24 protein-coding genes and 1 pseudogene are annotated in these 26996 nt (G+C 41.5%); 1 reads left to right on the forward strand and 24 read right to left on the reverse strand.

Translation table 11 applies throughout. From position 1 onward, the window contains the following. Window positions 1-42: 42 nt before the first annotated feature. The 15 genes and pseudogenes from QZR76_RS11895 to QZR76_RS11965 all read right to left on the reverse strand — a co-directional run. Window positions 43-1128, reverse strand: a pseudogene (locus tag QZR76_RS11895) (DNA polymerase III subunit gamma/tau); the annotation flags it as partial. Between the two features lie 162 nt (window positions 1129-1290). Next, the gene (locus QZR76_RS11900; RefSeq protein WP_294143043.1) at window positions 1291-2046 is read right to left on the reverse strand and encodes a tetratricopeptide repeat protein; all 756 of its coding nucleotides are present in this window, start codon (window positions 2044-2046) and stop codon (window positions 1291-1293) included. A gap of 18 nt (window positions 2047-2064) precedes the next feature. Continuing rightward, window positions 2065-3885, reverse strand: a complete 1821-nt coding sequence (locus QZR76_RS11905) for a BatD family protein (protein WP_294143044.1) — start codon at window positions 3883-3885, stop codon at window positions 2065-2067. A 46-nt stretch (window positions 3886-3931) separates the two neighbouring features. Then, complete coding sequence (locus QZR76_RS11910; protein WP_294143045.1) at window positions 3932-4738, reverse strand: tetratricopeptide repeat protein; 807 nt, start codon at window positions 4736-4738, stop codon at window positions 3932-3934. Between the two features lie 4 nt (window positions 4739-4742). Then, a complete protein-coding gene (locus QZR76_RS11915) occupies window positions 4743-5786 on the reverse strand; it encodes a VWA domain-containing protein (RefSeq protein ID WP_294143046.1) in 1044 nt (347 codons plus the stop codon). Between the two features lie 67 nt (window positions 5787-5853). Next, window positions 5854-6846 (reverse strand): VWA domain-containing protein, encoded by a 993-nt coding sequence (locus QZR76_RS11920; protein WP_294143047.1) that lies wholly within the window; start codon window positions 6844-6846, stop codon window positions 5854-5856. 98 nt (window positions 6847-6944) lie between these two features. Next, window positions 6945-7973, reverse strand: coding sequence for a hypothetical protein (locus QZR76_RS11925; protein ID WP_294143048.1), 1029 nt, complete (start codon window positions 7971-7973; stop codon window positions 6945-6947). A 46-nt stretch (window positions 7974-8019) separates the two neighbouring features. Beyond that, window positions 8020-8898: a DUF58 domain-containing protein gene (locus QZR76_RS11930; RefSeq protein ID WP_294143049.1), complete on the reverse strand. Its 879-nt coding sequence runs from the start codon at window positions 8896-8898 to the stop codon at window positions 8020-8022. Window positions 8899-8997: 99 nt separating this feature from the next. Next, window positions 8998-9990 (reverse strand): MoxR family ATPase, encoded by a 993-nt coding sequence (locus tag QZR76_RS11935; RefSeq protein ID WP_294143050.1) that lies wholly within the window; start codon window positions 9988-9990, stop codon window positions 8998-9000. 249 nt (window positions 9991-10239) lie between these two features. Further along, a complete protein-coding gene (locus tag QZR76_RS11940) occupies window positions 10240-10647 on the reverse strand; it encodes a hypothetical protein (RefSeq protein WP_294143051.1) in 408 nt (135 codons plus the stop codon). A gap of 92 nt (window positions 10648-10739) precedes the next feature. Then, complete coding sequence (gene priA / locus QZR76_RS11945) at window positions 10740-13184, reverse strand: primosomal protein N' (RefSeq protein WP_294143052.1); 2445 nt, start codon at window positions 13182-13184, stop codon at window positions 10740-10742. Window positions 13185-13396: 212 nt separating this feature from the next. Beyond that, complete coding sequence (gene pfkA, locus QZR76_RS11950; RefSeq protein ID WP_294143053.1) at window positions 13397-14377, reverse strand: 6-phosphofructokinase; 981 nt, start codon at window positions 14375-14377, stop codon at window positions 13397-13399. Between the two features lie 19 nt (window positions 14378-14396). Continuing rightward, complete coding sequence (locus tag QZR76_RS11955; RefSeq protein WP_294143054.1) at window positions 14397-15269, reverse strand: 4-hydroxy-3-methylbut-2-enyl diphosphate reductase; 873 nt, start codon at window positions 15267-15269, stop codon at window positions 14397-14399. Further along, window positions 15259-15954: a (d)CMP kinase gene (gene cmk / locus QZR76_RS11960; RefSeq protein ID WP_294143055.1), complete on the reverse strand. Its 696-nt coding sequence runs from the start codon at window positions 15952-15954 to the stop codon at window positions 15259-15261. The genes QZR76_RS11955 and cmk overlap by 11 nt, the downstream gene beginning before the upstream one ends. A gap of 91 nt (window positions 15955-16045) precedes the next feature. Next, complete coding sequence (locus QZR76_RS11965) at window positions 16046-16876, reverse strand: hypothetical protein (protein ID WP_294143056.1); 831 nt, start codon at window positions 16874-16876, stop codon at window positions 16046-16048. Between the two features lie 292 nt (window positions 16877-17168). On the opposite strand from QZR76_RS11965, the gene QZR76_RS11970 reads away from it, so the two are divergent. Further along, on the forward strand, window positions 17169-19415 hold the full coding sequence (locus QZR76_RS11970; protein ID WP_294143057.1) for a DUF748 domain-containing protein: 2247 nt from the start codon (window positions 17169-17171) through the stop codon (window positions 19413-19415). Between the two features lie 61 nt (window positions 19416-19476). Here the strand turns inward: QZR76_RS11970 and QZR76_RS11975 are convergent, their stop codons facing one another. The 9 genes from QZR76_RS11975 to QZR76_RS12015 form a co-directional block, all read right to left on the reverse strand. Beyond that, the gene (locus tag QZR76_RS11975; RefSeq protein ID WP_294143058.1) at window positions 19477-19890 is read right to left on the reverse strand and encodes a DUF4440 domain-containing protein; all 414 of its coding nucleotides are present in this window, start codon (window positions 19888-19890) and stop codon (window positions 19477-19479) included. A 45-nt stretch (window positions 19891-19935) separates the two neighbouring features. After that, a complete protein-coding gene (locus QZR76_RS11980) occupies window positions 19936-20373 on the reverse strand; it encodes a hypothetical protein (protein WP_294143059.1) in 438 nt (145 codons plus the stop codon). A 352-nt stretch (window positions 20374-20725) separates the two neighbouring features. Beyond that, complete coding sequence (locus tag QZR76_RS11985) at window positions 20726-21562, reverse strand: arsenite methyltransferase (RefSeq protein WP_294143060.1); 837 nt, start codon at window positions 21560-21562, stop codon at window positions 20726-20728. A gap of 57 nt (window positions 21563-21619) precedes the next feature. Next, on the reverse strand, window positions 21620-21940 hold the full coding sequence (locus QZR76_RS11990; protein ID WP_294143061.1) for a metalloregulator ArsR/SmtB family transcription factor: 321 nt from the start codon (window positions 21938-21940) through the stop codon (window positions 21620-21622). Between the two features lie 391 nt (window positions 21941-22331). Further along, window positions 22332-23471: a P-loop NTPase fold protein gene (locus tag QZR76_RS11995; RefSeq protein WP_294143062.1), complete on the reverse strand. Its 1140-nt coding sequence runs from the start codon at window positions 23469-23471 to the stop codon at window positions 22332-22334. A gap of 408 nt (window positions 23472-23879) precedes the next feature. Then, window positions 23880-24539 carry a hypothetical protein gene (locus tag QZR76_RS12000; RefSeq protein WP_294143063.1) on the reverse strand — a complete coding sequence of 220 codons (660 nt, stop codon included), beginning with the start codon at window positions 24537-24539 and terminating at the stop codon, window positions 23880-23882. Window positions 24540-24544: 5 nt separating this feature from the next. Next, the gene (locus QZR76_RS12005; protein WP_294143064.1) at window positions 24545-25723 is read right to left on the reverse strand and encodes an RHS repeat-associated core domain-containing protein; all 1179 of its coding nucleotides are present in this window, start codon (window positions 25721-25723) and stop codon (window positions 24545-24547) included. Between the two features lie 106 nt (window positions 25724-25829). Next, a complete protein-coding gene (locus QZR76_RS12010; protein ID WP_294143065.1) occupies window positions 25830-26489 on the reverse strand; it encodes a hypothetical protein in 660 nt (219 codons plus the stop codon). Next, a partial coding sequence (locus QZR76_RS12015) for a hypothetical protein (RefSeq protein ID WP_294143066.1) occupies window positions 26486-26996 on the reverse strand: 511 nt, incomplete at its 5' end. The genes QZR76_RS12015 and QZR76_RS12010, both read right to left, overlap by 4 nt.

Raw genomic sequence — 26996 nt, forward strand, 5'->3', positions numbered from 1 at the left:
CGGCAAACTCCTCTATACTAAGGCTTTTTTTTTTAATGCGTTAATCTGACAAAGCTTTATTAAGGTAATCTCCACGCAAAGCCTTTTTTCTACCCGGACTTTATATTGCATTTCACATTGTTCGATTACCTTCAAGGCATTAAAGATAAAATCGACATCCACCTCTTTGGCCTGTTGCAAATAACGGTCTCGAATGGAAGCACTCACTTCTAATAAAGATAAAGTAACCTCTTCTTTCGCTACCAACAAATCCCGGAAATGCTTTCCTAAACCGGAAATCAAGTTACCCGCATCGAATCCCTTCGTCATGATCTCATCAAACAAAAGAAAGGTCTCCGCCACCTTACCGGCATAAAACAGATCCGTCAACTTAAAATAATACTCGTAGTCTAATACATTCAGATTCTCTATCACCTTCGCGTAAGTCAGCTCTTTCCCGCAAAAGCTAACCACCTGATCGAAAATAGAAAGGGCATCCCGCATCGCTCCATCCGCTTTCTGGGCTATAATATTTAAAGCCTCCTCCTCGGCCCGCACTCCCTCTTTGGCCGCTATCATCTTTAAATGTTCTATGGTATCCGAAACCTTTATCCGGTTAAAATCATAGATTTGACAACGAGAAAGGATGGTCGGTAATATCTTATGTTTTTCCGTCGTAGCCAAAATAAAAATAGCATGGGCAGGCGGCTCTTCCAGGGTTTTCAAAAAAGCGTTGAAAGCAGAAGCACTCAACATATGTACCTCGTCAATGATATAAACACTGTATTTACCGACCTGAGGCAATAGACGCACCTGATCTACCAACCCGCGGATATCGTCCACACTATTATTGGAAGCCGCATCCAATTCATGAATATTTAAAGAACGGGAGTTGTTAAACGCAACACAGGACTCGCATTCGTTACATGGTTCCCCGTTCGGTTGAAGATTCATGCAATTAATCGTTTTAGCGAAAATACGGGCACAGGTTGTCTTTCCGACACCCCGGGGTCCGCAAAATAAATAGGCCTGAGCCAATTGTTTGTTTAATATGGCATTTTTCAACGTAGAAGTAATCGCACGTTGTCCGATTACCGTATCAAAACTTGCCGGTCTATATTTTCGAGCTGAAACAATATAATTTTCCATAACCTAACCACATGATTATCAAGAAGGACATAAAAGAAACAAACATTCAGATCTTTTCGGCTAAAACAGATGCAACCACCTCAACGACCCGAATAATTTATCTACAAAGTTACAAAGTAAAAACCAACTCTACAATAAATTTCCCTTCTCGATCCGAAATAATCAAATTTTTTCCAGATCCGATTTCATAATCCACCCTTCATTTCCGTCGGCCATCCGGACATTATACCAATCCCCTAAAGATTCTACGATCTGAACTTTTAATCCTTCATGCACCACAAATAACTCCGTTCCGCTACTATCGGGAGCGCCCCGCACAACGACACTCGGAGTCATTACAATACCGTAATTCCGATCAGACACCCGATGATATTGTTTCGTGGCAAAGAAAATAGTCACCGCGGTCAATAGTAGTAAAACAATTCCCACCGTAAAACCTGTTTTTTTCAAACCTATCGAATTGGAATGGAAAAACAAAGCCGCCATTATCAAAAAGGCGATGAACAAAGCCACGGAAAAATAAGCCCATTGGTCAGCCGAGAAAGTGGAAACAAAAGAGTTATACCAACGAACAAAAAACAATTCCGGCAAAACTTTAATTTTATCCACCGTCGCTTTCTGAGCCAGCGTCAAATTATATTTCGTATCCTTATCTCCCGGATTCAAAACCAAAGCCCGCTCGTAGTTCAAAATCGCTTTGGAAATCTCTCCCGCCTTATAATAACTATTACCCAGATTATAATAAACGGCGGAAGACTCTACCCCTGCATCTAAAACCTGATTATATAACTCTATTGCTTTCCGATAATCTCCGTCCTGATACATCTTGTTTGCCTCACCCTCCAACGCCTTCACATCAACAGCAAACACACTCAGATTCAATGAAAGCAAACACAATATGATATATATTTTTTTCATAATTTCAGATTTACGAATTTACAAAGCCTTATCCAATTTCGTAATGACAGTCAAGCCATCTTTATACACCTTATCCATCTCCTCTCCCTGATTGCTTCCGGGAGCATAACGAGCGTATTCACAATGGTCCAAAACATCTATAAAATTTTGTATCAATTCGGCAGAAGCTCCCCGCTTCGTAAGATGTTCATTGATATTGTCCCGGTTCAACTCCGAAACTTCTATATTCAATTTGAAACTGACATACCCCCATAAAGCTTTCAATACTTCCTGATAAAATAACTCGGAATTACCACTTTTCATTGCCACGGCAGCAGCTTTCAGACGCTTTTGCGCCATCTTGCTGGCAGCCTTACTCTTCACTCTTACCAAATCCGCGTTAGCCTTAATCCTACGACGATTCAATATCATTCCTATGACAAAAAGGATAAAAGGTATCAAGAAACTCAGCCAATAGGCCGTTGAAGCAAAATATTGAACTCCTTTCGCTTTTAAAGCACTATTTCCCGTCTTAATATAGCGAATATCCTCCCCCAACATCCTTACATCTTCCTTTTTAAAGGACTGTACGGTATTCCCCGGTATTCCCCCTCCCGTATCATTTCCTTTTAAAACATGTACCTTATACTCCTTTCCTTTCAATACTTTGTATTTAGCTGCCAAAGGATCGAAGAAAGAATATTCAATGGAAGGTATCGTATAATCACCCGCGAAACGAGGTATAATCAAGTATTCATAGGTAACCGTACCCGTGGAACCGCTCACCGTAGTCCGCAGATCTTTCGTTACCTTAGGATCGAATATATCAAAATCGGGAGGCAAGGAGATTCTCGGAGCTTCCAGCAACTTCAAATTACCCGTTCCCTTGAATATCACCTTATAAGTCAACGCATCATTCGCCTTTAACGTATCAGGAGACAAGGAAGTCGACATACTTAATGTTCCGACCATCCCGCTAAACCCTAAAGGCTTCCCGGCTTCCGGTAAATTCTTTACGGTTATTTTCACCGGCTTCGTACGTCGTAATACCGTTACCGTACGCGAATTTCCGAAAAAGCTATCAAAATAATCCGGCGTACCGCCTACCCGCTGCAATACCCTACAATCCAACTCGAAAGGTTCTATCGTCAGGACACCGGCATGCTGAGGGAAAAGAACATCCTGCTTCAACACGCCGACATCGTAAATTTTCCCGTTATACTCTTCTCTCTTTAGTTCGACACGAGGAACATCTACATTTTCAGCGAGAAATCCGTCAAAAGCGGGAAACTTCGTACGTCCGAAACCATTCAAATCCACCCTCGAATATACCTTCAATGTAGCCACTAAACTCTCGCCCACGTATAGACTGCTTCTGTTAACTTCCAGCCGCAAGAATAAATTATCCTCCGTAATTCGCCCGGATACCTCACGCGTGTCGGCCTGCTCTTGGCCCCGATTTGCTCGAGAAGTACCCTCGTCTTTCACGACCTTTATCTTCAATGATTTAGACTTAATCTCTTTACCATCCACAACGATCGTGGCCGGATCGATAGTATATTCACCCTCTTCATCGGCAATTAATATATAAGAATAGGTTACCGACGCCTCTACTGTCGCTTTACCGTTAATAATTGTAACGTTCTGGGCTTCACTTACAGAAGGTCCCATCAACAATTCAAATCCTTTTAAGGTGGGTAATTTCATATTCTCACCCTTTTTACTCAGCGTATAAACCAATTTGAACTGTTCTCCTACACCCACGACACTCGGGGCAGAGACCTCCAGTTTAACATCCTGGGCAAATCCCTCTACTCCCCCTAAAATACATATGATAATTGCAATTATAAATGACCTCATTGTTCTTTTTTTAAACGTGTCCGTTAGCCTCTAAGAATACACAAAATTACCAATTCTTTTCAATTTTCATCTTCTTCGCTTTCTGAGCCTGAACTTTCTCTTTTTGTACCTTCTCCTGCGTCTTCTTCTCGTCAGCTTCCAAAGCATCTAACAAACGCTTGGCATCTTCCTTGGAAATCTTCGCTCCCTGTCCCTGCTGCTCTTTATTTTGCTGATTTTGATCCTTGTTTTGCTGGTCCTTATTCTGCTGGTCTTTGTTTTGATCTTGATTCTGTTGATCCTTATTCTGATCCTTGTTCTGTTGATCTTTATCTTGCTGATTTTGATCCTTGTTTTGCTGGTCTTGATTCTGCTGGTCTTTGTTTTGATCTTGATTCTGTTGATCCTTGTTTTGGTCCTTGTTCTGATCATCCTTGTTTTGCTGATCTTGCTTTTGTTTACGGGCAAACTCTAAATTATACTTGGTCTCGGGAGAGTTCGGACGATTCCGTAAAGATTGCTTATAAGCCTCTATACTCTCGTCTAATTTATTCATAGACAATAGAGTATTACCAATATTATGATACAACTCACCCAACCGCTCCTTATTCGTCTCGTCCTTGGTCAAGGACATAAATTGTTGCAATGCCTCGTCGTATTTTTTCTGTTTATACATGGCATCACCTAAGTTAAAAGCCGCCTCATAAGAATCCACTTCTTTATCCAAAGCCTTCCGATACTCCACTTCCGCTTTTTCAAAATCTTGCTTATGGAACAAGGTATTTCCACCACGAATGAGCTTTCTCTCCTGTTGTGCCTGCGATGTTAAACTCATCGTCAAAGCAACCGCTATCAGTATTATTGTCTTCATCATACTCCTAATTTTTTACGGTTTCCTCATTACCGAATATATTAATCTTCAATAGATTTTTATTCTTACGTCCTAAGACGATAAATTCAAGCAATACAAACAATAAACCTATTAAAATAAAATATTGATATTTTTCCGAATAATCACTATATACCCGTTCTTCCAACAAGGTTTTATCCATCCGATTAATTTCATCCAATAAAGTTGTCAATCCGACATTCGAATTACTTGCCCGTACGAACATTCCTTCTCCCGCCTTGGCAATAGCCCTCAATGTCTCCTCATCCAACTTGGAAATCACCACGTTTCCCGAACCGTCTTTCATAAATTGGCCGGGATTTCCCTTTTCCGGAATCGGCCCTCCTTGTGGTAATCCCATTCCTATCGTATGCACATATATTCCCTTTTCCCTCGCAGCTTTAGCAGCAGCAACAGCATCGTCCTGATGATTTTCCCCGTCCGTAATCACAATGATCGCTTTAGAAGCCTCCGTGTTCGGAGTAAACGATTTGGCTGCCAAATCGATCGCATTACCAATAGCCGTTCCCTGTATCGGTACGATATCCGTACTTATCCCGGATAAAAACAACTTGGCAGAAGAGTAATCCGTTGTAATCGGCAATTGCACATAAGCGTCACCGGCAAAAACGATCAAACCGATTTTATCGTTATTCAACTTCTCCACCATCCGGGAAATTGCCTGCTTGGCAGCCTCCAGACGATCGGGTTTTATATCCTGAGCCAACATCGAATTGGAAACGTCCAAGGCAATAATCAACTCCACGCCCTCTTTTTTTACCTGTTGCAATTTAGAGCCGAATTGAGGTCCCGCGACACCCAATATGATAAAAAAGAGTGCGATCAAGATCAGAACGAACTTTAATGCTCCCCTCTTAAAGGATAATAAAGGCATTAAGCCACTTAGCAAATCCGGATTTCCAAATACCGCTATCGCCTTCTTCTTATGCCTTACCGTTACGATATAAAATATAACCAGTAACGGAATGACAATCAATAAATATAACAAGTCAGGATGCGCAAATCTAAACATACCTTCTATTTTTTAAGTGGTAAACCACATTTTCAATACTATTCATATAACTCCTCCTCGATACCCGTTACGGAATTTTCCGCAATAACGTGTACCGACAAACAGATTCCAATATCAACAACAATGCTCCGATCAAAGCAAAATAAAAATATTGTTCGTTCTTCTTACTGAAATGCTTTACTTCTATCTTACTCTTTTCCAATTGATCGATCTCCTGGTATATCTGAGCCAGTTTGGCATTATCGGTTGCCCTGAAATATTTTCCTCCCGTCATATTGGCAATCTGCATCAAAACATCTTCATCGATTTCCACGGGCATACGCTGCAATTGAACACCAAAAGGAGTTTGTACCGGATAAGGAGCCTCTCCCAAAGTTCCCACGCCGATCGTATAAACCCGGATACCGAAAGTATTAGCTAACTCCGCGGCCGTCATGGGAGCAATGGCCCCCCGGTTGTTTACTCCATCCGTCAACAAAATAATCACCTTTGACTTGGAAGGACTGTCTTTCAAACGGTTTACCGCATTGGCTAACCCCAATCCTATCGCCGTCCCGTCCTCTATCATCCCGCTATGAATATCCTTCATCACATTGACTAATACGGCCTGATCCGTCGTCAACGGACTTTGCGTGAAACTCTCTCCCGCAAAAACCACCAGACCAATCCGATCCTGAGGACGCTCCAGTATAAATTTCGTGGCCACCTCTTTAGCTGCTTCCAGACGGTCGGGAGTGAAATCCCGTGCCAGCATACTTCCGGAAATATCCAAAGCCAACACGATATCGATACCTTCACTGTTATAGGTCTGCCAGCTGTTACTGGATTGAGGACGGGCAAGGGCAAATACCAAAAATACAATAGCCAGTACTCTCGCGGCAAACAATAAATGACGAGCCCAAATCCGATTGCCCCGTTTCATCATCTTAAATATCCTAATAGAAGAAAACTGCAAATCAGCATGCGAACGTTTCTCCTTTAGCACATACCAGATAATCATCGGTATCAATACCAATAATATCCAAAAATACCCAGGGCTTGCAAATTCATATCCAAACATAATCTTTTCATTTGAACATTCGACATCTGAAAAAGTTCACGTCCCCGAAAGGTTCGCTCTTCTCCAAATCTACAAATGAATATATTTTCAAATCAATTCTACTTTTCTTCTCTCTCTTCCGCTTCCTTTCGTGCTGCCTCCTCTTTCTCCCGTTCTTCCCGTTCACGAATCTCCTTCTCCTGCTTTTCCTGCTCTTTCAATTCCTGTACCTGCTCATTCGTGTGGTTGACAAACTCAAAAGCAATATCCAGATTCCGGGCATTCTCATCCGGCAAGGGCATTGCCTTGGCAAATTTCACGAAATCGGCAGTCTCAAACATCATCCCCAGCTTATCTTTTAACGGAGCAGCGACTTCCTTACACCCCTCCAATGACCGCATGGTTTCAAACGAAGTCTGCTCCATAGCCGGAATATCCAACTCTCCATCCAAATAATTCCGGATCGCATCCGTCAACTGCGTATAATACTCCTTTGTTTTTCCACTTTGCCATAATTTTTCTTCCTTGATCTCGTTCAAAGCTTTTATCGCCAAATCATAAGGAGGAATGGCCGGTTTTTCGATAGCAAACAAAGGCTTATTGGCTCTACGCTTCTTAATAATCCACCAAACCAAAAGCAGGATCGCAAGACCTAATAAAACCCATAACAGGTAGGGAAGGATCTCTGCCAACGTCCAGGGTGTCGCTATCGGCATGACAATATCGTAATTCCCTTTCTGCTGATCGACCGCATACGTGTTTACGATCAATTGCATGGGATCTGTCCGCAACACATTATTATAACTCTCTTTTTCCACTTGGATAGGCAAAGGAGGTATCGTATAAACACCCGAATCAAAAGAAGTGATCAGGTAAGCCTCCTGTATTAACATTCGGCCGTCTTTCTCCTTTATCGAATCCCGAACAGGACCGGAAATAACCTCGACACCGCTAACGATCGTATCTTTCAACAACGGAAAAACGACCCGAACACCCGGATCGGCCTTCACCTTCATTTTCAAATGAATCTGGTCGCCGATCATGATGTAGTTCGTGTCCAACTCGGCAATATATTCAATGTTTTGCGCCTTCACACCCGCGATACATCCCAGCAAAACAACAATCAATATAACTAACTTATTTTTCATGTTCATCTTTTGCTTTTATATTTCTTCTTCCGCCGCATTTTTATGTTTAATAACCGGCTCCCCGGCGTTTAAATAAAGCAATCAGGGACATCACGTAATCCTCGTCCGAACTGATAGAAGCGACATCTACCCCGGAATGTTTAAATATACGATCCAAATCCTTTTCCCGCTCAAATACATAACGGCGATAATCTTCCTGCACCCGGCGATCGGAGGTATCGATCCAGATGTGTTCGCCACTCTCCGCATCTGTTAAATACATTAACCCGACAGGAGGAATCTCATTTTCCCGAGGATCATACACCCTCAACGCCACGATATCATGTTTTTTATTTGCAATCATCAAAGGATGCTCAAAATCATGATCATCCATGAAGTCGGAGATTAAAAAACAGGTACAACGCTTTTTAATAGCATTGGTCAAATACTGTAAAGCCTCGGCAATATTGGTCTGCTTGTCTTCAGGCTTAAAATCGATCAACTCTCGAATAATATGTAAGATATGAGTTCTTCCCTTTTTGGGTGGAATAAATTTCTCTATCTTATCCGAAAAGAAAATAACTCCGATTTTATCATTATTCTGTATGGCAGAAAAAGCCAAGACCGCGGCAATTTCAGTAATTTGATTTTTCTTTAATTTTGAAATCGTACCGAAGTTACGGGAGCCGCTTACATCGATCAGTAACATGACCGTCAACTCCCGTTCTTCCTCGAATATCTTCACGTAAGGATGGTTATAGCGAGCCGTCACGTTCCAATCGATACTCCGGATATCATCCCCGTATTGATATTCCCGAACTTCACTAAAAGTCATTCCTCGCCCTTTAAAGGCCGAATGATATTCTCCCGCAAAAATATTTTTCGATAATCCCCGGGTTTTAATCTCTATTTTTCTGACTCGTTTTAACAGATCTGAAGTTTCCACCTTAATTCATTTTAGATTTACCGATTCTAAATTCGAAATTCCAGCCTCAAAACTGGTACTTGCTTGGGATTATGATTTCTACCCGAAATCATAGATCGATTAAGGCACCTCTACCGTGTTCAATATCTCGCTGATAATATCCTCGCTTGTCAGATTATTAGCCTCTGCCTCATAACTCAAACCGATACGATGACGCAATACATCATGACAAACAGCCCTCACATCTTCCGGGATAACATATCCCCTCCGTTTTATAAAGGCATAAGCCTGAGCCGCTTTGGCCAAACTGATACTTGCACGAGGAGAGGCTCCGTAAGCAATCATCGTGACAAACTTCTCCAACCCGTGTTCCTGAGGATAACGCGTCGCAAAAACGATATCTACAATATATTTTTCTATTTTCTCATCTAAGTAAACCTCTTTCACCACTTCACGCGCCCGCATAATGTCCTGCGGTTGCAGTATCGTGTTGGCTTCCGGGAAACTCTTTTCCAAATTCTGACGAACAATTAATTTTTCTTCGTCCTTTTTCGGGTAATCGATCACTACCTTCAACATAAAACGGTCTACCTGTGCTTCCGGTAACGGATAAGTACCCTCTTGCTCTATCGGATTCTGAGTGGCCATTACCAAAAAAGGTTCGTCCAATTTATAAGTCATATCCCCAATGGTAACCTGACGCTCCTGCATGGCTTCCAGTAAGGCCGATTGTACCTTTGCCGGAGCCCGGTTGATCTCATCGGCCAATATAAAGTTTGCAAATATAGGTCCGTGTTTTACAACAAACTCTTCCTTCTTCTGAGAATAGATCATAGTACCTACCACGTCGGCCGGTAATAAATCCGGAGTAAATTGAATTCTGCTAAACTTTGCATTGATAATATGAGCCAACGTATTTATCGCTAATGTTTTCGCCAAACCGGGAACACCCTCCAATAGAATATGCCCGTTTGATAACATGCCGATCATAAGCCCTTCTATCAAATGCTTCTGGCCTACAATCACCTTATTCATCTCCATGTTTATCATATCGACGAACGAACTTTCCTGCTGTATGCGTTCATTTAATGCTTTAATATCAACAGTATTCATATACTTATATTTTAATTAGAAATTTATAATTCCGCTTTTCATAATAACACGTAACGTAAAACTCCCGATACATGTTTCAAAAGACACACCGAACCAGGTAATTCGCCACCTTATTTTTCGGTTTCCTCAAAAGTAAAGATTATTCACCCAAATGTTAAAATGGGCCCGCTAAAAAATGTTAATGCTAATTTTAAGTTTTTCCCAAAAAAATAGTAATCCCCTCCAAAATTTTCCGATGATCGGCATTCACTATTTTATCTGATCCTTTTGTTTCCCTTGACGAACCAATTTCAGATAACTGGTTATAAAAACTAAAAGAGCAAAAATGAATATTAACACACGTAAAAAAAGATTCGTCGCATCGACACTCCCGATCCGTGTCAAATCACGCAATAAGGCAGGAATAATATAAACCATCAACCCGAAGACCAACGTCATTTGCAAAATCATAAACAAACGCAACGTCTTTTTTCTGTTTCTTCGTCCCGCAGGAGCTTTTCCTTGTTCCTCCCGGGCCTGCTTCGGTCTCTGGTTCTTGTTAATCCGAACTTGTTCCTGTTCTTGCTCCCGCTTTTTTCCGAAACGTTTCTTCAAACGCATGCCGACCATAAAAGCAAACACACAGAAAGCAATCCATATATATGTTTCTTTACTCATTGCTACCTATTTTTATATTCCTGCACCCAAACGCAGGCAAAGATATAGAAAAACACCCAATCGACTTCTGTTTTCCGGCAAAATGTCACGGGTCACATGGGATCTACATCGAAATATACTTTTAACGTCCGATAATCACTCCGAGAAAGTAAATCGCTGATCGCTCCTTTTAAAAAAGATTTCAATTTGGATAAGGACAAAGCGGGTTCTGCCTTTATTAACAACTGTATCCGTCGCATCTCCCGGATACGGGAAACTTCAGGAACGGCAGGGCCGCATACGCGCCTATCCAACCTCGATCTCAACTGTTCCGCCAACTCATTAGCAGCACGACGAAGTACAATCTCGTCCTTATGACGCAACTCCAATTGTATCAAACGGCCAAAAGGAGGATACCCGAAAAATTCCCGTTCTCGTGATAAGGCTTCGTAAAAAAGCGGATAACTTCCCTGTGCCACCCACCGGTAAACCCGATTATCCGAGTCCGAAAGCTGTATGACGACCTTTCCCCGCTCCCCTTTCCGTCCGCTCCGTCCGCTTACCTGGGTCAACATAGCATAAGTACGTTCCTCGGATCGAAAATCAGGATATCCGATCAAACTATCCGCATCCATGACCCCGACCAATTTCACCCGCTCGAAATCAAGTCCTTTGGAGACCATCTGCGTTCCGATTAAGATATCGAAATCTCCTGCTTCAAAACGATCGATCAAAGTCTTGTACTTCGTCTTGCTGTTCATCACCTCCAAATCCATCCTGGCCACACGGGCTTCCGGGAAAAGCTCCGACACCTCCTCTTCGATACGTTCCGTTCCGGGAGTTCGCTGAATATAATGCCCCTGCCCGCACTCTTCACACAGGGCAGGTACGGGGCGAAGACTTCCGCAATAATGACAATTCAGGGTATTCCTGTATTTATAATAGGTCATACTCACGTCGCAATGCTTACAACGGGGAATTGCCCCGCAATGATCACATTGCAAATAAGTAGAATAACCTCTCCGGTTCTGTAACAAGATAACCTGCATTCCTTTTTCCAACGCCCGTCTCACCTCTTCGAACAACACCGGGGTAAAAGCACCTTTCATCAATTTTTTCCGACGGAACTCCTTCATATCGGCAAAAACCAACTCCGGCATTTTCACATCCCCATACCTGACATCCATACGAATCAAATCGTATTTTCCACTCATTGCATTCCCGTAGCTCTCAAAAGAGGGTGTCGCCGATCCTAAAACGATTTTAGCCCCGAACATTTTTCCCAACATGATTGCCGCATCCCTTCCGTTATACCTGGGCGAAGGTTCTTTCTGCTTATAAGACCCCTCGTGTTCTTCATCTACAATGACTAAGCCTAATTCCCGGAAAGGCAAGAAAACGGAGGAACGCACTCCTAAAACAAGTCGATAGGGTGTATCTCCATTCTGTTTCTTCCACATCTCCATCCGGGCCCGATCGGACATGCCCGAATGATAGATTCCCACCTGATTGCCGAAAGCCTTTTGTAACCTCCTCACGATCTGTACCGTCAACGCAATCTCCGGCAACAGGTACAACACCTGTTTGTTTTGAGCCAATACTTCCCGTATCAAATGAATATATACTTCTGTTTTACCGGAGGAAGTTACCCCCTGTAACAGAACACAATCTTTCTTTTGAAAAGAATCCCGAATCTGTTTTAAAGCGAGTTGCTGTGTGTCCGAAAGCTCGTTAACCTCTCCTTCATCCCGTTCATCATCATGAAAACAACGAACCACTACCGAATCTATTTTCAATATTCCCCGGTCGCATAAAGCTTTTAAAGCTGCTGCAGAGTCTCCGATCAAACGGGAAAAATCTATCCGATTTACAAAACCTACCCCCTGCTCCTCACAATATTCGATCCATTTACACAACATACGATATTGTACCGGAGCCCTCTTCAATGTATCCAGTAAACGAGATAACTCTTCTTCCTCGAACCGACGTACCCAGCAAACCCTCTTCTCCTGCTTAGGCTTAAAAAGATCATCGACCTTCTCTTTTATCGCAACGACACCCTGATCCAGCAGGCTCTTTACAATACTCACCACCTGGCAACCCCTCAAGCATTTTTCAATCTCCGTAATCGAAAGGAATTCCCCGGGACGCAGTAAATTCAACACCTTTTTCTCGGCATCGCTAAACACCTGATCTTCAACATCCGGTTCCGCCAACCCCACACAAGTATAACTCTCCAAACGCATGGCAACAGGAAAAGCTGCCCGAATAACATCCCCCGGAGGAGCCATGTAATATTCACTCATCCATAACAAAAACTTCAAATGCTTTTCCGAAAGAGTAAAACCCGCATCCAAAACCTGATCTATGGGTTTTACCGTAACCCCTTCCGGCTTACGGGAGTGCAAAGCATACACGACACCCGTGTAACGCTTCTTACCCGCGAAAGAAACGGCAACAAGCCCCCCTTTCGCCACCGCATGTTCCCATTCCTCCGGTACCGAATACGTAAAAAAGCCCTCTACCCCCAAAGGGATAATAACATCCGCGTAAATCAAGCTAAAACTCCCAATTTATAAGGTCTGAAATCAATTTACGATCATGATCGGGTCCCGATTTTACCATCTTTAAATCATCAATCACCCAATCACAGAATCACCTAATCCTTTAATCACTTAATCCCCAATCATAAAATCCTTGTTTCTTTAAATCGTCAATCTAAAATCCGAGATCATAAATCTCCTAATCTCTTCATTCTTTTGATTGTCAATTAAATTGATAGTACTTCCAGCAACCCCAACAGATTATGATTTAGCGGTTTGGAATTTTTTATCGCTTTATTGAAAGGTACGTGCACGACCTCTTTATTTACAATTCCCACCATAATACTCATCTGATCGTCCATCAAAGCATCTACGGCCGCAACTCCCAAGGTACTGGCCGTTACCCGGTCAAAGGCAGAAGGAGAACCTCCCCGTTGAATATGCCCTAAAACCGTCACCCGTACATCGTAATCGGGATGCTTCTGGGAAATTTTTTCGGCAATCGTATACGCACCTCCCGATTTTTCGCCCTCCGCCACAATCACGATTCCACTGGATTTATGCGGTTTATAGTCATGCTCCAGATACTGATTCAAGGCATCCAAATCCGTTTTGATCTCCGGAACAAGAACAGCCTCAGCCCCCGTAGCCACAGCCGAGCGCAAGGCAATAAATCCGGCATCCCGTCCCATAACCTCGATAAAAAACAAACGGTTATGAGCACTTGCCGTATCCCTGATCTTATCTACAGCCTCCACGACCGTATTCACCGCCGTATCGTAACCGATCGTATAATCCGTACCGTAAAGATCGTTATCGATCGTTCCGGGTATTCCCACGATAGGTACATCGTGTTCCTGAATCATCTCGCGGGCCCCGGAAAAAGTTCCGTCACCCCCGATGACTACCAAGGCATCCATACCATGCTTTTTTAAACACTCGTAAGCCCGAGTCCGCCCTTCCGGGGTCCGGAAAGCTTCGCTTCTCGCTGTTTTCAAGATCGTACCGCCCCGTTGTATAATATTACTCACGTCATGAGATTGCAGGCGTCTTACGTTACCGGAAATTAATCCCTCGTATCCATCGTAAATACCATAAGCCTCACAACCGTTAAAAATAGCAGCTCTTACAACCGCACGAATAGCGGCATTCATACCCGGTGCATCACCTCCTGAGGTTAAAACACCTATTTTTTTTATTCTTCCCATAGTAATTTCCTGATAAACATTATTGTTTAAAACGGTCTATATCATTAAAAGGGTCTGTTTCCAACCGATGTAAAATAGCCTCCATAACCCAATGAGGTGTCGATGTCGCTCCCGTAATACCTACACTTCGGGCATCCCGGACCATCTCTTCGCGGATATCATCCTCTCCCTGAACAAAATAAGTACGGGGATTCACCTCTCGGCAAACGGCGAAAAGCTGTTTGCCGTTCGAGCTCTTCTCTCCGCTTACAAAGAGGATTACATCATGACGAGCCGCAAACTCCTTTAGTTGAGGTATACGGTTCGCTACCTTCCTGCAAATCGTATCATTCACGATTACCGAACCCTTAGCCTTGGCTTTTACCTTCTCCACAATACTCCGAAAACCGTCCAGGCTCTTGGTCGTTTGAGAAAACAATATTATCGGGCGGGAGAAATCGATAGTTTCAACATCCGCTTCATCTTCCACGATCACGGCTTCCCCGTTCGTCTGTGCGACCAAACCGTTTACCTCCGCGTGTCCCCGTTTTCCGTATATAACAATCTGGGCATTCGATTCCGCTAAATAGGCCTTACGAATTTTTTGTTGCAAATTCAATACCACTGGACAAGAAGCATCTATGACCTCTATATGATTCCGATCGGCCATCCGGTAAGAGCTGGGCGGCTCTCCATGGGCCCTGAACAATACCCGGCAATCCTTCAAACGGGCAAACGCCTCATGGTCGATCGTATATAATCCCAGGTTCCGCAGCCGTTCCACCTCCAAACTATTATGCACGATATCTCCGATACAGTAAAGAGGACCGTGCGTCAACTCCTCTTCTGCCTTTTCGATGGCATTGACGACACCAAAACAAAAACCTGAGTTCTCATCAATCTCAACCTTCATATTTTGATTTTATCACTTTCAACATCTCCTCCACTTCCTCTTCTATGGTCATCTTTCCATTATCGATGACAACAGCATCCGGCATTTTCCTCAACGGACTGACCTCCCGGTTTTCATCGATATAATCCCGTTTACGTACATTCTCTTCCACCTCTTCATAGGTCACCTTCTCCCCCTTCTCCATCAACTCTTTGTAACGACGCTGTGCCCGTATTTCCGGATCGGCCGTCATAAAGAATTTGACCTCCGCGTGAGGAAAGACGACACTTCCGATATCCCGTCCGTCCATCACAACTCCCCCTTCTTCGGCCATCTCCCGCTGTTTACGTACCAGCACCTCTCTCACATACGGAATGGCCGATACCAAACTGACAGAATCGGAAACATCCATCCGACGAATCGCATCCTCCACGTAAATCCCGTTCAAATAAGATTCATACCGGTTTTTTCCCCGGTTGTATTTAAATCCAAAAACAATCTTTTGCAATACCTCTTTCAAACGTTCGTCATCTACCCGGTCACCCGAAACAATTCCTTCCGATATCGCCTTGTAAGTAACCATGCGATACATCGCTCCGGTATCGATATAAGTATACCCCAAACGAGCCGCTAAAATCTTGGAAACCGTACTTTTACCGGTGGAAGAATAACCGTCGACTGCAATAATTAAACCTTTCTTTTCCATTCTTATACTCTTCTGTTCAATTGCGAAGATATAAAAAAAGAGGATAACCCCCGCGATTACCCTCTGTTATATTTTTATGACGTATCAAAGACTATTTCACTACCTGCATCAATTTACGAGCCTTCTCCTGAAAGTTCTGGTTTTTTGATTTTTCTGCAATGGCATTGGCCAAACGGGCGTACTTTTCGGCAACATCCCTAAATCCACATTTTTGAGAGATCAAAGCGTAATTGTATATCGCATCGAAATCCTTAGCAGACTCTACCGTCTTACCCGCCCACAACTGTATTACCTTTAACCTGGAAACATCATTCATGATCTCTAACGCCCCGTCCGTAATCTCTTTGATCATTTTGCGATTCTCGGGGAAATAGCGGAAAAGCTTCCGAGCTTTATAAAAATAATCCTCTGACTTACGTTCCGAACGCAATTCCCGGATATAAAAATAATCGGCAACGACATCGTAATGCTCATATCCTGATTTTTTCAACGACTCCAGATAATTCCGGTATTGAGTCTTATCCTTATTATAAAATCGCTCCAAATGTCCTACTAATACATTATCCAACTTTTGAAAAACATCATCCTTGGAATAAGACTGCATAAATTTGAGTTGGTTTTTAAATAAATATTTTATTTGCGGCGCATCGACATCATCAACAAAATCCCTGATAATCGACCAATTATACTCTTTCAAGTAATCCGTCTCGTGCTGCGTCTTAAAATAACGTTCCACGACATCGTTATTCGGCTTACCTTGATTCTTTAATTCTTTTAATAATTGAATAGTATTTTGTGCATCCGATGGATTTGCCTCAAATTTTCGTACCAATTCATCCAACGCCACCATTTTCTTTTCATGGGCTTCAACTTCAACCAAATTGAATAATAACATCCCAACAACTAAAATAATTTTCAACATAGTATCATCAACTTTAATCTTCTGCTTATATAACACCAAAAGGAGCAAAAAGGGTGACTCTAAAATCTATTTTAACTTAATTTTTAACAGCATTTAATCATTTAGGTAACAAAATCAAACCAAATCACTCTTTTTAATAAAAAACTGAAACTTAGAAACAGCTTTACGACAAACTAAAAATCCAGGCATAAAACAGATTCCAAATCCTCTTAAAAAAAAAATCCACTTTGCTGTTTTTTTTAATAATTTTGCGCCCGCAAATTGATCACGATCTATGTATAAAAATAAAATCATGAAGAAAATTACTAAGATTATACTTATCACATTGGCCATTTTCCTTGGTCTGGTAATTATCGGTATCACAATAGCCCCTCCCATTGCTAAAAATTATATCAACAAACACGGGAAAGAATTAATCGGCCGAAAAGTAGTCATAGAAAAACTCTATGCCAATCTTTTCACGGGTTACAATCGGATTAGCGGTTTTACCTTATACGAGGCAAACGATTCGGACAAATTTATTTCATTCGACACGTTAATCGTAGACCTCTCGCTATATCGACTGATAGTTAACGAACTAAAAATAAACGAGATATCACTTATTAACCCGAAGGTAAATCTTTGGCAAAGGGGCGAAACATTCAATTTCAGCGACCTTTTGAAAAAACAAACGGCAGATACGCTAACCTCCCCGGCAGATACGACTTCCACCAGCTCTTCCCTGACAATTGCTATCTATAACATCAACCTTGCGGGAGGGCATGTGCTGTATCGTGACCTGATCCGGAATTCCGTATGGGACATGGAAGATATGAACCTCCATATTCCGGGAGTCTATTTCAGCGGAGAAAATACGGACGTAGGCATTAATTTGAATTTCAGCAATGGAGGATCGTTGCAGACCCAAACCCAGTATAACCTGACAGACGGTAGTTATGTGGTCCATTTGGGTTTAGAAAATTTTGCCATCGATAACCTTCAGGCTTACCTGTCGGACTATTTGAAAGTCGGGAAATTAAACGGTTCTTTTTCCGCGAATCTGGACATCGCGGGAAATACCAACCACATCATGGATATTACGGTAAAAGGACTTACCTCCTTGAAAGGGCTACACATTACCGATGAAAAAGAACAAAAAATAGTTGCCATCGACTCCATCGGTCTGGACATAGAAGAAGTCAATCCCGGAATAGCCAAGTTCCATTTCAAATCATTATCCATCAATAAATTAAGTTCCTCATTCGAACTTTATTCCGATCATAACAACTACACGGCATTTCTCAAAGAAGAACCGGAAAGGCACGCGGATAACGCCTCCGGAACATCGGCAGCGACACCGGATACTACCGCATCTATCCCCATGGATCTGCGCCTGGGGAAATTGGCCATAACCGAATCCGATTTCACGTTTAACGATCATACCCTGCACAAGCCGTTCTCCTTTCGCATGGACAAATTAAGTATCATTTCCGATACGTTGACTCTATCGGGCGTTAACCACATCCGCCTTCAAACGAAATTACCGGACGGTGGATCAGCCTATATCAACTGGAAAGGTAAACTGGACGACATCAGCAACCTGGATCTGACGTTAGCTATCAAAAACCTGAACTTGATCGAATTTACCCCTTACTGCTTACAATATTTCGGTTACCCGATCCGAAAAGGGAACCTTGCGTTCACCAGCATAAACACGGTAAAGAAAAGCCAATTGGAAGGGCGTAACTCATTAGACGTATTCGCTTGCGAATTGGAAAACAAACAAAAAGGACTTAAAGTAGAGTATAATCTTCCCTTAAAAACGGCCCTCTACCTGATCAAAGACAAAAACGATAAAATCAACATGAATCTTCCTGTCAGCGGAAATATCTCCTCTCCCGAATTTTCATACCGTAAACTCATCTTTAAAACGCTGACAAACCTTCTGATCAAAGTAGCCGTGTCTCCCGTCTCTTTTTTAGCCAATTCATTAGGTTTCTCTCCCGACAAATTGAGTTCCATTCCCCTGACTGCCACCCAATGGGATTTCACATCCGAACAATATTCCACCTTCAATGCCTTAACGGAATTAATCAAGGCTAAACCGGACATGACGCTGACCCTGGAACAAGAGATCAACCGGGAAGCCGCTTACAACGAGATAGCCCTGTTCGATATCAAAAAAGATTACTATCTTTCACTACATCCCGAAAAAAGCGATACCACGCTACAAGCCATCGATTACGCTAAAATTATGGAGATCGAAACCAAAGACCCGAACTTCAACAGCTACCTGAACAGCAAGGTAGACCCAAGTATCTCCAGCCTTTCCGTACAGGAAAAAACACGGTCTCTCCTGTCCGCGACATTTGTGGAATCGCAAATAAATCGTTTGATAGAATTACGCAACAGACAGGCATTCAATTACCTGACGACCCAAGGCATCCCCGCCGACCACCTGAAAGTCACCACCTCTCAGGCGACCGATTATTCCGGCAAACACCAATACAAAATCAACCTCGTCCTGGAAGAAGACCAGCAAAGCGAAATCACCGAATAACCTGCGGGGACGGTTCTTTGGGGTTAAAAACCACCCCAAAGAACCGTCCCCGCGGGTTATTTTAAGTATTAGGCAAGACAAAAGACCAATGCGTGTGCACGATCCGCCATCGGTCGGATGAATCTGACTTATACACCTCTGTACAATGCATTTTAAACACCTGCCCATCCCTATGAGCCTCATAATCGTACACTAAGACGGCAGTCTCCGAGGATAACAATACAACAGGCCGGATCATCTCATACCAATCTATTTTAACCTTCCCCCGAACACGATCATAATATTCCTCTAAGGCTTTCTTACCTTCAAGTTTATTCTCCAAAGCGGGATCGAAGTAAACGACATCATCGGATGACAACTCTATAAACCCATCGGGATTCCCATGATTCCATTGCTCTAAAGCCTGTTTTTCTAAGGACATAATCGTAGCCTTAATATCCTCGTCGCCCGAGGGTATGCCTGTACTTTCAATCATAAAGTCGACTTATATTTAACCGTTTATACTTAAGACTCTTTAATCTTATTCTTTAATCCGGATATAAACCCAATGGTAGGTAAACAGGAGTGCTATTATCACGACACACACCGTACCTATATTATACCATTCCATAGTTAAATCGCCCCAATCAATACCGCTTGCATGCTTGTTGGTTATATCTCTGAGCAGAATTCCCGTGCAAACACCATAGATAATTCCCACCATACGGAGGATATGCTTCACGACCTTATTGGCATAACGATGCGTGAGGACGACCCCGATTCCAAGCAAAGTGGATACGATAAACCATACTTCAACATAAAATATTTGTTTCCCAAAATCTTCACCGGCCAATCCGGTAAAGTAATATTTAATTGCCATAAAAACAGCGATCGCAAGTCCTATTAACGAACACATCCAAATCCCCTTCAAAAACAAAAAACCGATCTTTTTCTTTGAATCTAAAATTTCTATTTTCATACTACAAATATTTATTTGTTATCACACATGTCCTCACAAACAACATTTATTTCAACAACTTCGTAAATATAATAATTTTTTTTAACTTACAATAAAATATAAAATCTATAAAATCATTCTCGGCATACGGTTATTGATAGGGTTCCAAAAACGTTTGGCTACTCTTCTTAGCGGCATCCCATGATTGACGTTCGCTTTTTTTATGTTGTTCTCTTTAAATATAAAAACACTATTGGACTATAGCGTATTTTCTATAGCCGCATGAGCTTTCACATTTTATAAAAAAATAATCCGAATTCTTGCAAAACGAATTTGCAACCTACTATGCCAAGGTCTATGGGGTACTTATGATTTACTTACAACAACTATTCGACAAACAACAAGGTTTTGGCTTTTCCGCGTAAACCGTGATACTGAAAATTACCGTCGGGTTAGCTTTATATTCTGTAATCTCGTTATCACTCAAATAACGCTTAAGTATATCGTCAGGTACTATAATCGGTTTTTGTTTTTGAAGGATTACATTCGTGAATCCCGCCTCCGCGACATAACCGAGGTATTCCGTTTTATCGATGGCACTTGCAACACAACCGGCATACATTTCAGCCGCCGATTTGATCTTCTCCGGCAAATTACCCGTAAGAACGATATCGGATATGCTAAAATGCCCGCCGGGCTTTAATACTCTGTAAATATCGGCAAACACGGCACGTTTATCGGGTACGAGATTAAGAACGCAGTTACTGACAATAACATCGGCAACCTCATCCGATACCGGCATATTTTCAATATCCCCTTCCCGAAACTCGACATTGTTAAAACCTCGCGTTTCAGCGTTCTTTCTGGCTTTGGCAATCATGGCAGGAGTAAAATCAATACCGATTACCTTTCCGGTTTCCCCGGTTTCCGCTCTTGCAACAAAACAATCATTTCCGGCACCGCTCCCCAGATCTATCACGGTATCCCCTTTTCTAATTTTCGCGTATTGAGTAGGCAGACCACACCCCAACCCCAAGTCGGCATCCGGATTGTAACCATCGAGTTCATTGTACTCCTCACTCATAATACGATATACTTCCGTGGAGCATCCGCCGGAACCACAACAGGAGGATTGATTTGTCTCTTTATCTTGTAAGGCTATCTCACTGTATTTTTGCCTTACCATCTCTTTGATCTTATTTTTATCCATAAATTATAATTATTTATTATTCGTAATATTGCGAACATTATATATAAAAAATATATGCTAACAGCATACATCTTTATTTTCCGGCAATTCTCTCAAGAAATTCTGGAACAGCTCGCGGGCCAAGCCCCAGGTTCTTCTATTTATACAGTATCTTACTTTGGGTGTTTCAATTTCCCCCTGAATCAGCCCGGCATCTTTCAACTCCTTGAGATGTTGTGATACGGTTGCTTTGGCAATGGGTAAAATCTCGTGAATATCACCGAAAAAACAGGTATCCTGACCTGCAAGAAAAGAAAGTATCGCTATACGGTGAGGATGTCCCATTGCTTTGGCAATCCGTGCTAATCTCTCCTGTTTACTCATTTCTGGCTTTTCCATACTTTTACATTGTTCGCAAATATACGAACAATATTTTATACAAAGAATCTATTTAGAAATAATTGAGAAAAACAAACAGCTTTTATCCAAGTTCCCCTTACACCAACACCCCCTCTCCCTCCGGATTACTATACGATAAATTCAAACAAAAAATTAGTGATCTGCAGGGACGGTTCTTTTGGGGTGACAAAAATCACATCCAAGAACCATCATCAAGGTTTTTTAGATCACCAGCAAATCTACAAAAATTGTACATATTAGTAAAGCGCAGCTCTCTATAACCCAACTTTAGCTCACACAGATATCTGACAATTAACTATATTAAAAAATATATACCCATATTCAAAGAACGAAAGCGGAGTACTCCCATGTTTGACGGTTATATCTCCGACTATAACCCATATGCAAAATATTGATTTTTAATCCAGTAGTAATACATCGGGTCTTGAAACGAAAGTTTATTCGCCTTATTGTCCAAAATATCTTTCTCTATAAGAGATTTTTTTGAACGAGTTACGTTACCGGACGATGTTAAGCGGTAGCGAGCAATCACTTTGGCTGATGACAAGGTTGTTTCTCCTGCAACCATTGCTTTTAAAAAGTTTATCTGATTATTGGTTAGCGACTCCGTAATCGTTACAAACAATAAACTTAATTGTTCGACGATAGTGATATGAGCCTCTTTTACAATCTCTTCCGTACAAGAATCACTTGTCCTAAGCCATGCTTGTTGCGCAAGCTGTTGAACATAGTACGGGTGGTTGTCTGCTAAGCCGACAATCAGGCGTGCTTGTGTTTCGGTTATGATTTTACCTGTCTTTGAGAATTGTTCCGTGATGAATGCAATCCACGAAGGGGTGTCTATTTTTTCAAGAAACAGCAAATCACCAAACTTATAAAACGGCATTGACGAATTGGTAAATACATCAAGCATCATGTGTCGTTTACTTCCATAGAGGCAGTAAGAAACATATTGATGTTGCTGCCAATGCGAACGCAGTTTTTTCTGAAAGTAAAGCGGATCATTAAATTCGGCAATATTCTGGAATTCATCGACACATACAACTATACGAATTCCCTTGTCTATCGCAATTCGTTCAGCTAAATCTAAAATCTCATCTGGATTTTTTCTTATTTCATTCCAATCGAACTCAAGAGAGATTTCGTTTCGCATTTCACCGGCAAGAACAATTTTGGGAATAATTCGGGTGAAAAATTTTTTAACCGAATCAATAGACTCTTCCCATCTCGAAGAGGTGGTTTTCAGAATGTTCATAGCAAGGAGTTCGTAAAAATGCTCTTCATTGCGCACGTTAAAAAGGTCAATCTTACAAATCTTGAGTTTTTCATTTTGCGAAGTTGCAATATCGGCAGCCTTGGCAACAAGAGAACTTTTCCCCCAACGTCTCGGAGAAATTATAATCGTATTGATGAGTGAATTAAAATTAGAGACCAGCAATGCGGTCTCTTTTTCCCTGTCGGTGAAATTTTCCGACTTGGCTATTCTTCCGAAAATAAATGGTGTATTCATTGTAAAATCCGTTTTATGAAACAAATATATGAAACAAATTTGTTTTAAACAAAAATGTTTCATAATAAAGCTACCCGCAAAATAGCATCGGAACCATCTTAAAAATCAATTCATTTCAAAGTAATTCCCGTATGATCAATAAGTACAAAAAATCTTCCAGCCGGATCAATAAACAAAATAGGGCTATTAGTACAATAATGACAAGAACTCGACGAGTAATATTTCTCGACCATCGGATCGACACAGAACCATATCTGCCAAGTTAATATAGTGGGATGTTAACATGGTTCCGGTCTTTACCGCTACTAACAAATTTAAAACATTATATTCGAAATTAAAAATAAAACAAACGAGGGAATGCCGAAAAGACATTCCCTCGTAACCATATTCCTAATTTTACAAGAACAATCACCAAATCGCCAACCAGTAAATAATATTTTTTGTGGTATCACTACTGATTGCGTAGCCCCGGGAGTAGCCATTTTTCCACTCGGGCGGAAGACCTAAACCTTCCGTCAACCACTCTTTTTTGATATAGATCCCGGGCGAGGCATCTACCACGTAAATAGTATATCCTTCGGGTAAACGATTATTTAGAGGATCAATATCTCCAAGAGAAGTTTCAATAGAATAGTTATGTTCATAAAAATTAGGTACCGGTATATATCCTTCACTATTTGACCAAGGGTAACTCTTCTCAAACTCCCGGTAACGTTCCACTGTACTCTCCCCGAGTCTACCGACAATCAACAAATTACTATCCTGAGAAGAGTAAGCTATCTTATATTTATTACGGACTAATGCCTGGGCAAGAGAATCTGAATAAGGGACCTCCAAAATCATTCCATTAAACTTATAATACTCATAAGAAGCAAAAGTATATCCCTTGATAATAGCAGGAGAATCATAAACATAAACTGGAAATGTAGATACCAAAGAACTATCAAATACAGAACGAGTTCTTAAGTAGTTCTTATTAAACTCCGTTCGAGCCCGTTCGACTGGATCATAATTGCATCCATTCAGCATCATAAATAACAATAGTATTATACCAATTGCCGTTTTCATTTTAACTACCTATTTTTATATATTATATTTTTATCTCTATAATCAAATTCAGAACCAAATTTTGAACCAAATTTCACAAGATTCCAAAACCCAGCCCAAAATGCATCTATTACTACTGGATGGGAATAACGTATTCTACTTTTTTCGAAAGATGTTGTAAAACGCCATCCCATTCTCGGACTTCCAATATACTTAACACCCTGATAATTAAGTACAGATTTGTTTTTAGGTAAATATGTTGCTTTTTCCACGAGGATATCACGTTTTCCGTAAATAAAGTCAGCCATACGCCCTTTTCCCTTATCTACATACATGGTATAACTCGTTTTATCTTCCACGTATTGGGTCATTGCATATTTATATCCCAAATCGTCCATTACATCCAAAGCATTTTCTCTATCAAAATAAGCGGTTGGCAAGCCAACTTTCCGCCATTCTCCCGTACCGGGGATATACATCTCTTTTGTTGAAAATCCCTTTTTGGAAATCCTGTTGGAATATTTATTTAAAATATTCCTGTCCGGGGTTCCGAACATGCCGTTTTCACCCAACCAACTCCAGGAATCTCCAAGCTTCGATTCGTCTCCTTTTTTCATAAATGGATCGTAATACAAGCTACCATCGGCATCAACAAACCAATCCAAGGCCTGTCCATCCGGATCAATAAACAAAATAGGACTATTCGCGCAATAATTATAAGAACTTAAAGAATAATACTTTTCGGCCATCGGGTCGACGGTAAACCACCGCCCGAGTTCGGCGTCGTACATCCTGGCACCGTAGTCGAGGAAACCGAGGTTTCCCGTGGTTTGCTCTTCCTTGCCGTTGTATTTAAGACGATTGGAAGTTTCCATGCCACCACCCGCTTGGCTGTATCTTGTACCGAAGGGGTAATAGTCGTTCTGTTCTATCACACTACCCGAGTAGTTTACAATGGTCCGAGCACTACCAAGATGGTCGGTCAGGTAGTAGCAAGGAGTATCTCCCGCTCTTGTGTTACCTTTCACCAGGATACGGCCGCTCGCCGTGTTTGCCCCCTCTAACCGTGTTCCCGCGCTGTTTCTCGCATACGTCAAAGAACCCAAGTAATAGAATCCGCTACCACTCGCGTCCGCTACCCTTAACTTCGTCCCGTCAGCCAGGTAAGTGTAGGTGGCTGTCAAAACGGTTCCGGACTTTACCACCGATAACAAATTTAAAACATTATATTCAAAATTCAAATAAAACAACAAACGAGGGAATGCCCAAAAGACATTCCCCCGTAACTATATCCCTATTTTACAAATAAAATCACCAAATCGCTAACCAGTAAATAATATTTTTAGTGGTATCACTACTGATTGCGTAGCCCCGGGAATAACCGTTCTTCCACTCGGGAGGAAGACCTAAACCTTCCGTCAACCACTCTTTTTTGATATAGATCCCGGGCGAGGCATCTACCACGTAAATAGTATATCCTTCGGGTAAACGATTATTTAGAGGATCAATATCTCCAAGAGAAGTTTCAATAGAATAGTTATGTTCATAAAAATTAGGTACCGGTATATAGCCTTTACTGTTCGACCAAGGATATTTTTTTTCAAATTCCCGATAACGTTCCACCGTGCTCTCCCCGAGTCTACCGACAATCAACAAATTACTATCTTGTGAAGAATAAACAGTTTCATGCTTACTATTAACCAATGCCCTAGCGAGAGAGTCTGAATAAGAAACCTCCAAAATCATTCCGTTAAACCTATAATATTCGTATGAATCTAAAGCGTATCCTATAATTCTCGAGTATAAAGAATGAACATAAGAAGGAAATATGGATACAAGAGAACTGTCAAACATTGAACGAGACTTTAAATAGTCTTTATTAAATTCTGCCTTTGCCCGTTCCATTGAATCATACTTGCATCCACCAAATATTATCAATAATAATAAAATTACTCCTATTATGTTTTTCATTTTAATCCTGTTTTTTTATATTTTACTCTTTCGTTCATATAATCAAATTCATTACCAAATTTAGAACCAGCTTGTACGAAGCTCCAAAATCCCGCCCAGAATGTATCTATTTCCACAGGATTTGTATAACGTATCGTACTTGTCCGTCCTGTAGTAACAAACAACAAATTTTCCACTCTTGGAGAAACAAGGTGTTTCAATCCTTGATAGTGAAGGACAGATTTGTTCCTGGGTAGATATGTTGCTTTCTCCACGAATATATCTCGTTTACCATAAATAAAATCTGCCATTCTTCCTCTTCCCTTATCCATATACATGGTATAACTAGTTTTATCTTCCACGTATTGGGTCATCGCGTACTTGTACCCCAAATCATCCATCACCTCCAGGGCATTATTCCTGTCGAAATAAGCGGTTGGCAAGCCAACTTTTCTCCATTCTCCCGTTCCGGCGATATACATCTCTTTTGTTGAAAATCCCTTTTTGGAAATCCTGTTGGAATATTTA

The sequence above is a fragment of the uncultured Sanguibacteroides sp. genome (genome assembly GCF_900543425.1).
In the GTDB taxonomy this organism is placed as follows: domain Bacteria; phylum Bacteroidota; class Bacteroidia; order Bacteroidales; family Marinifilaceae; genus Gabonibacter.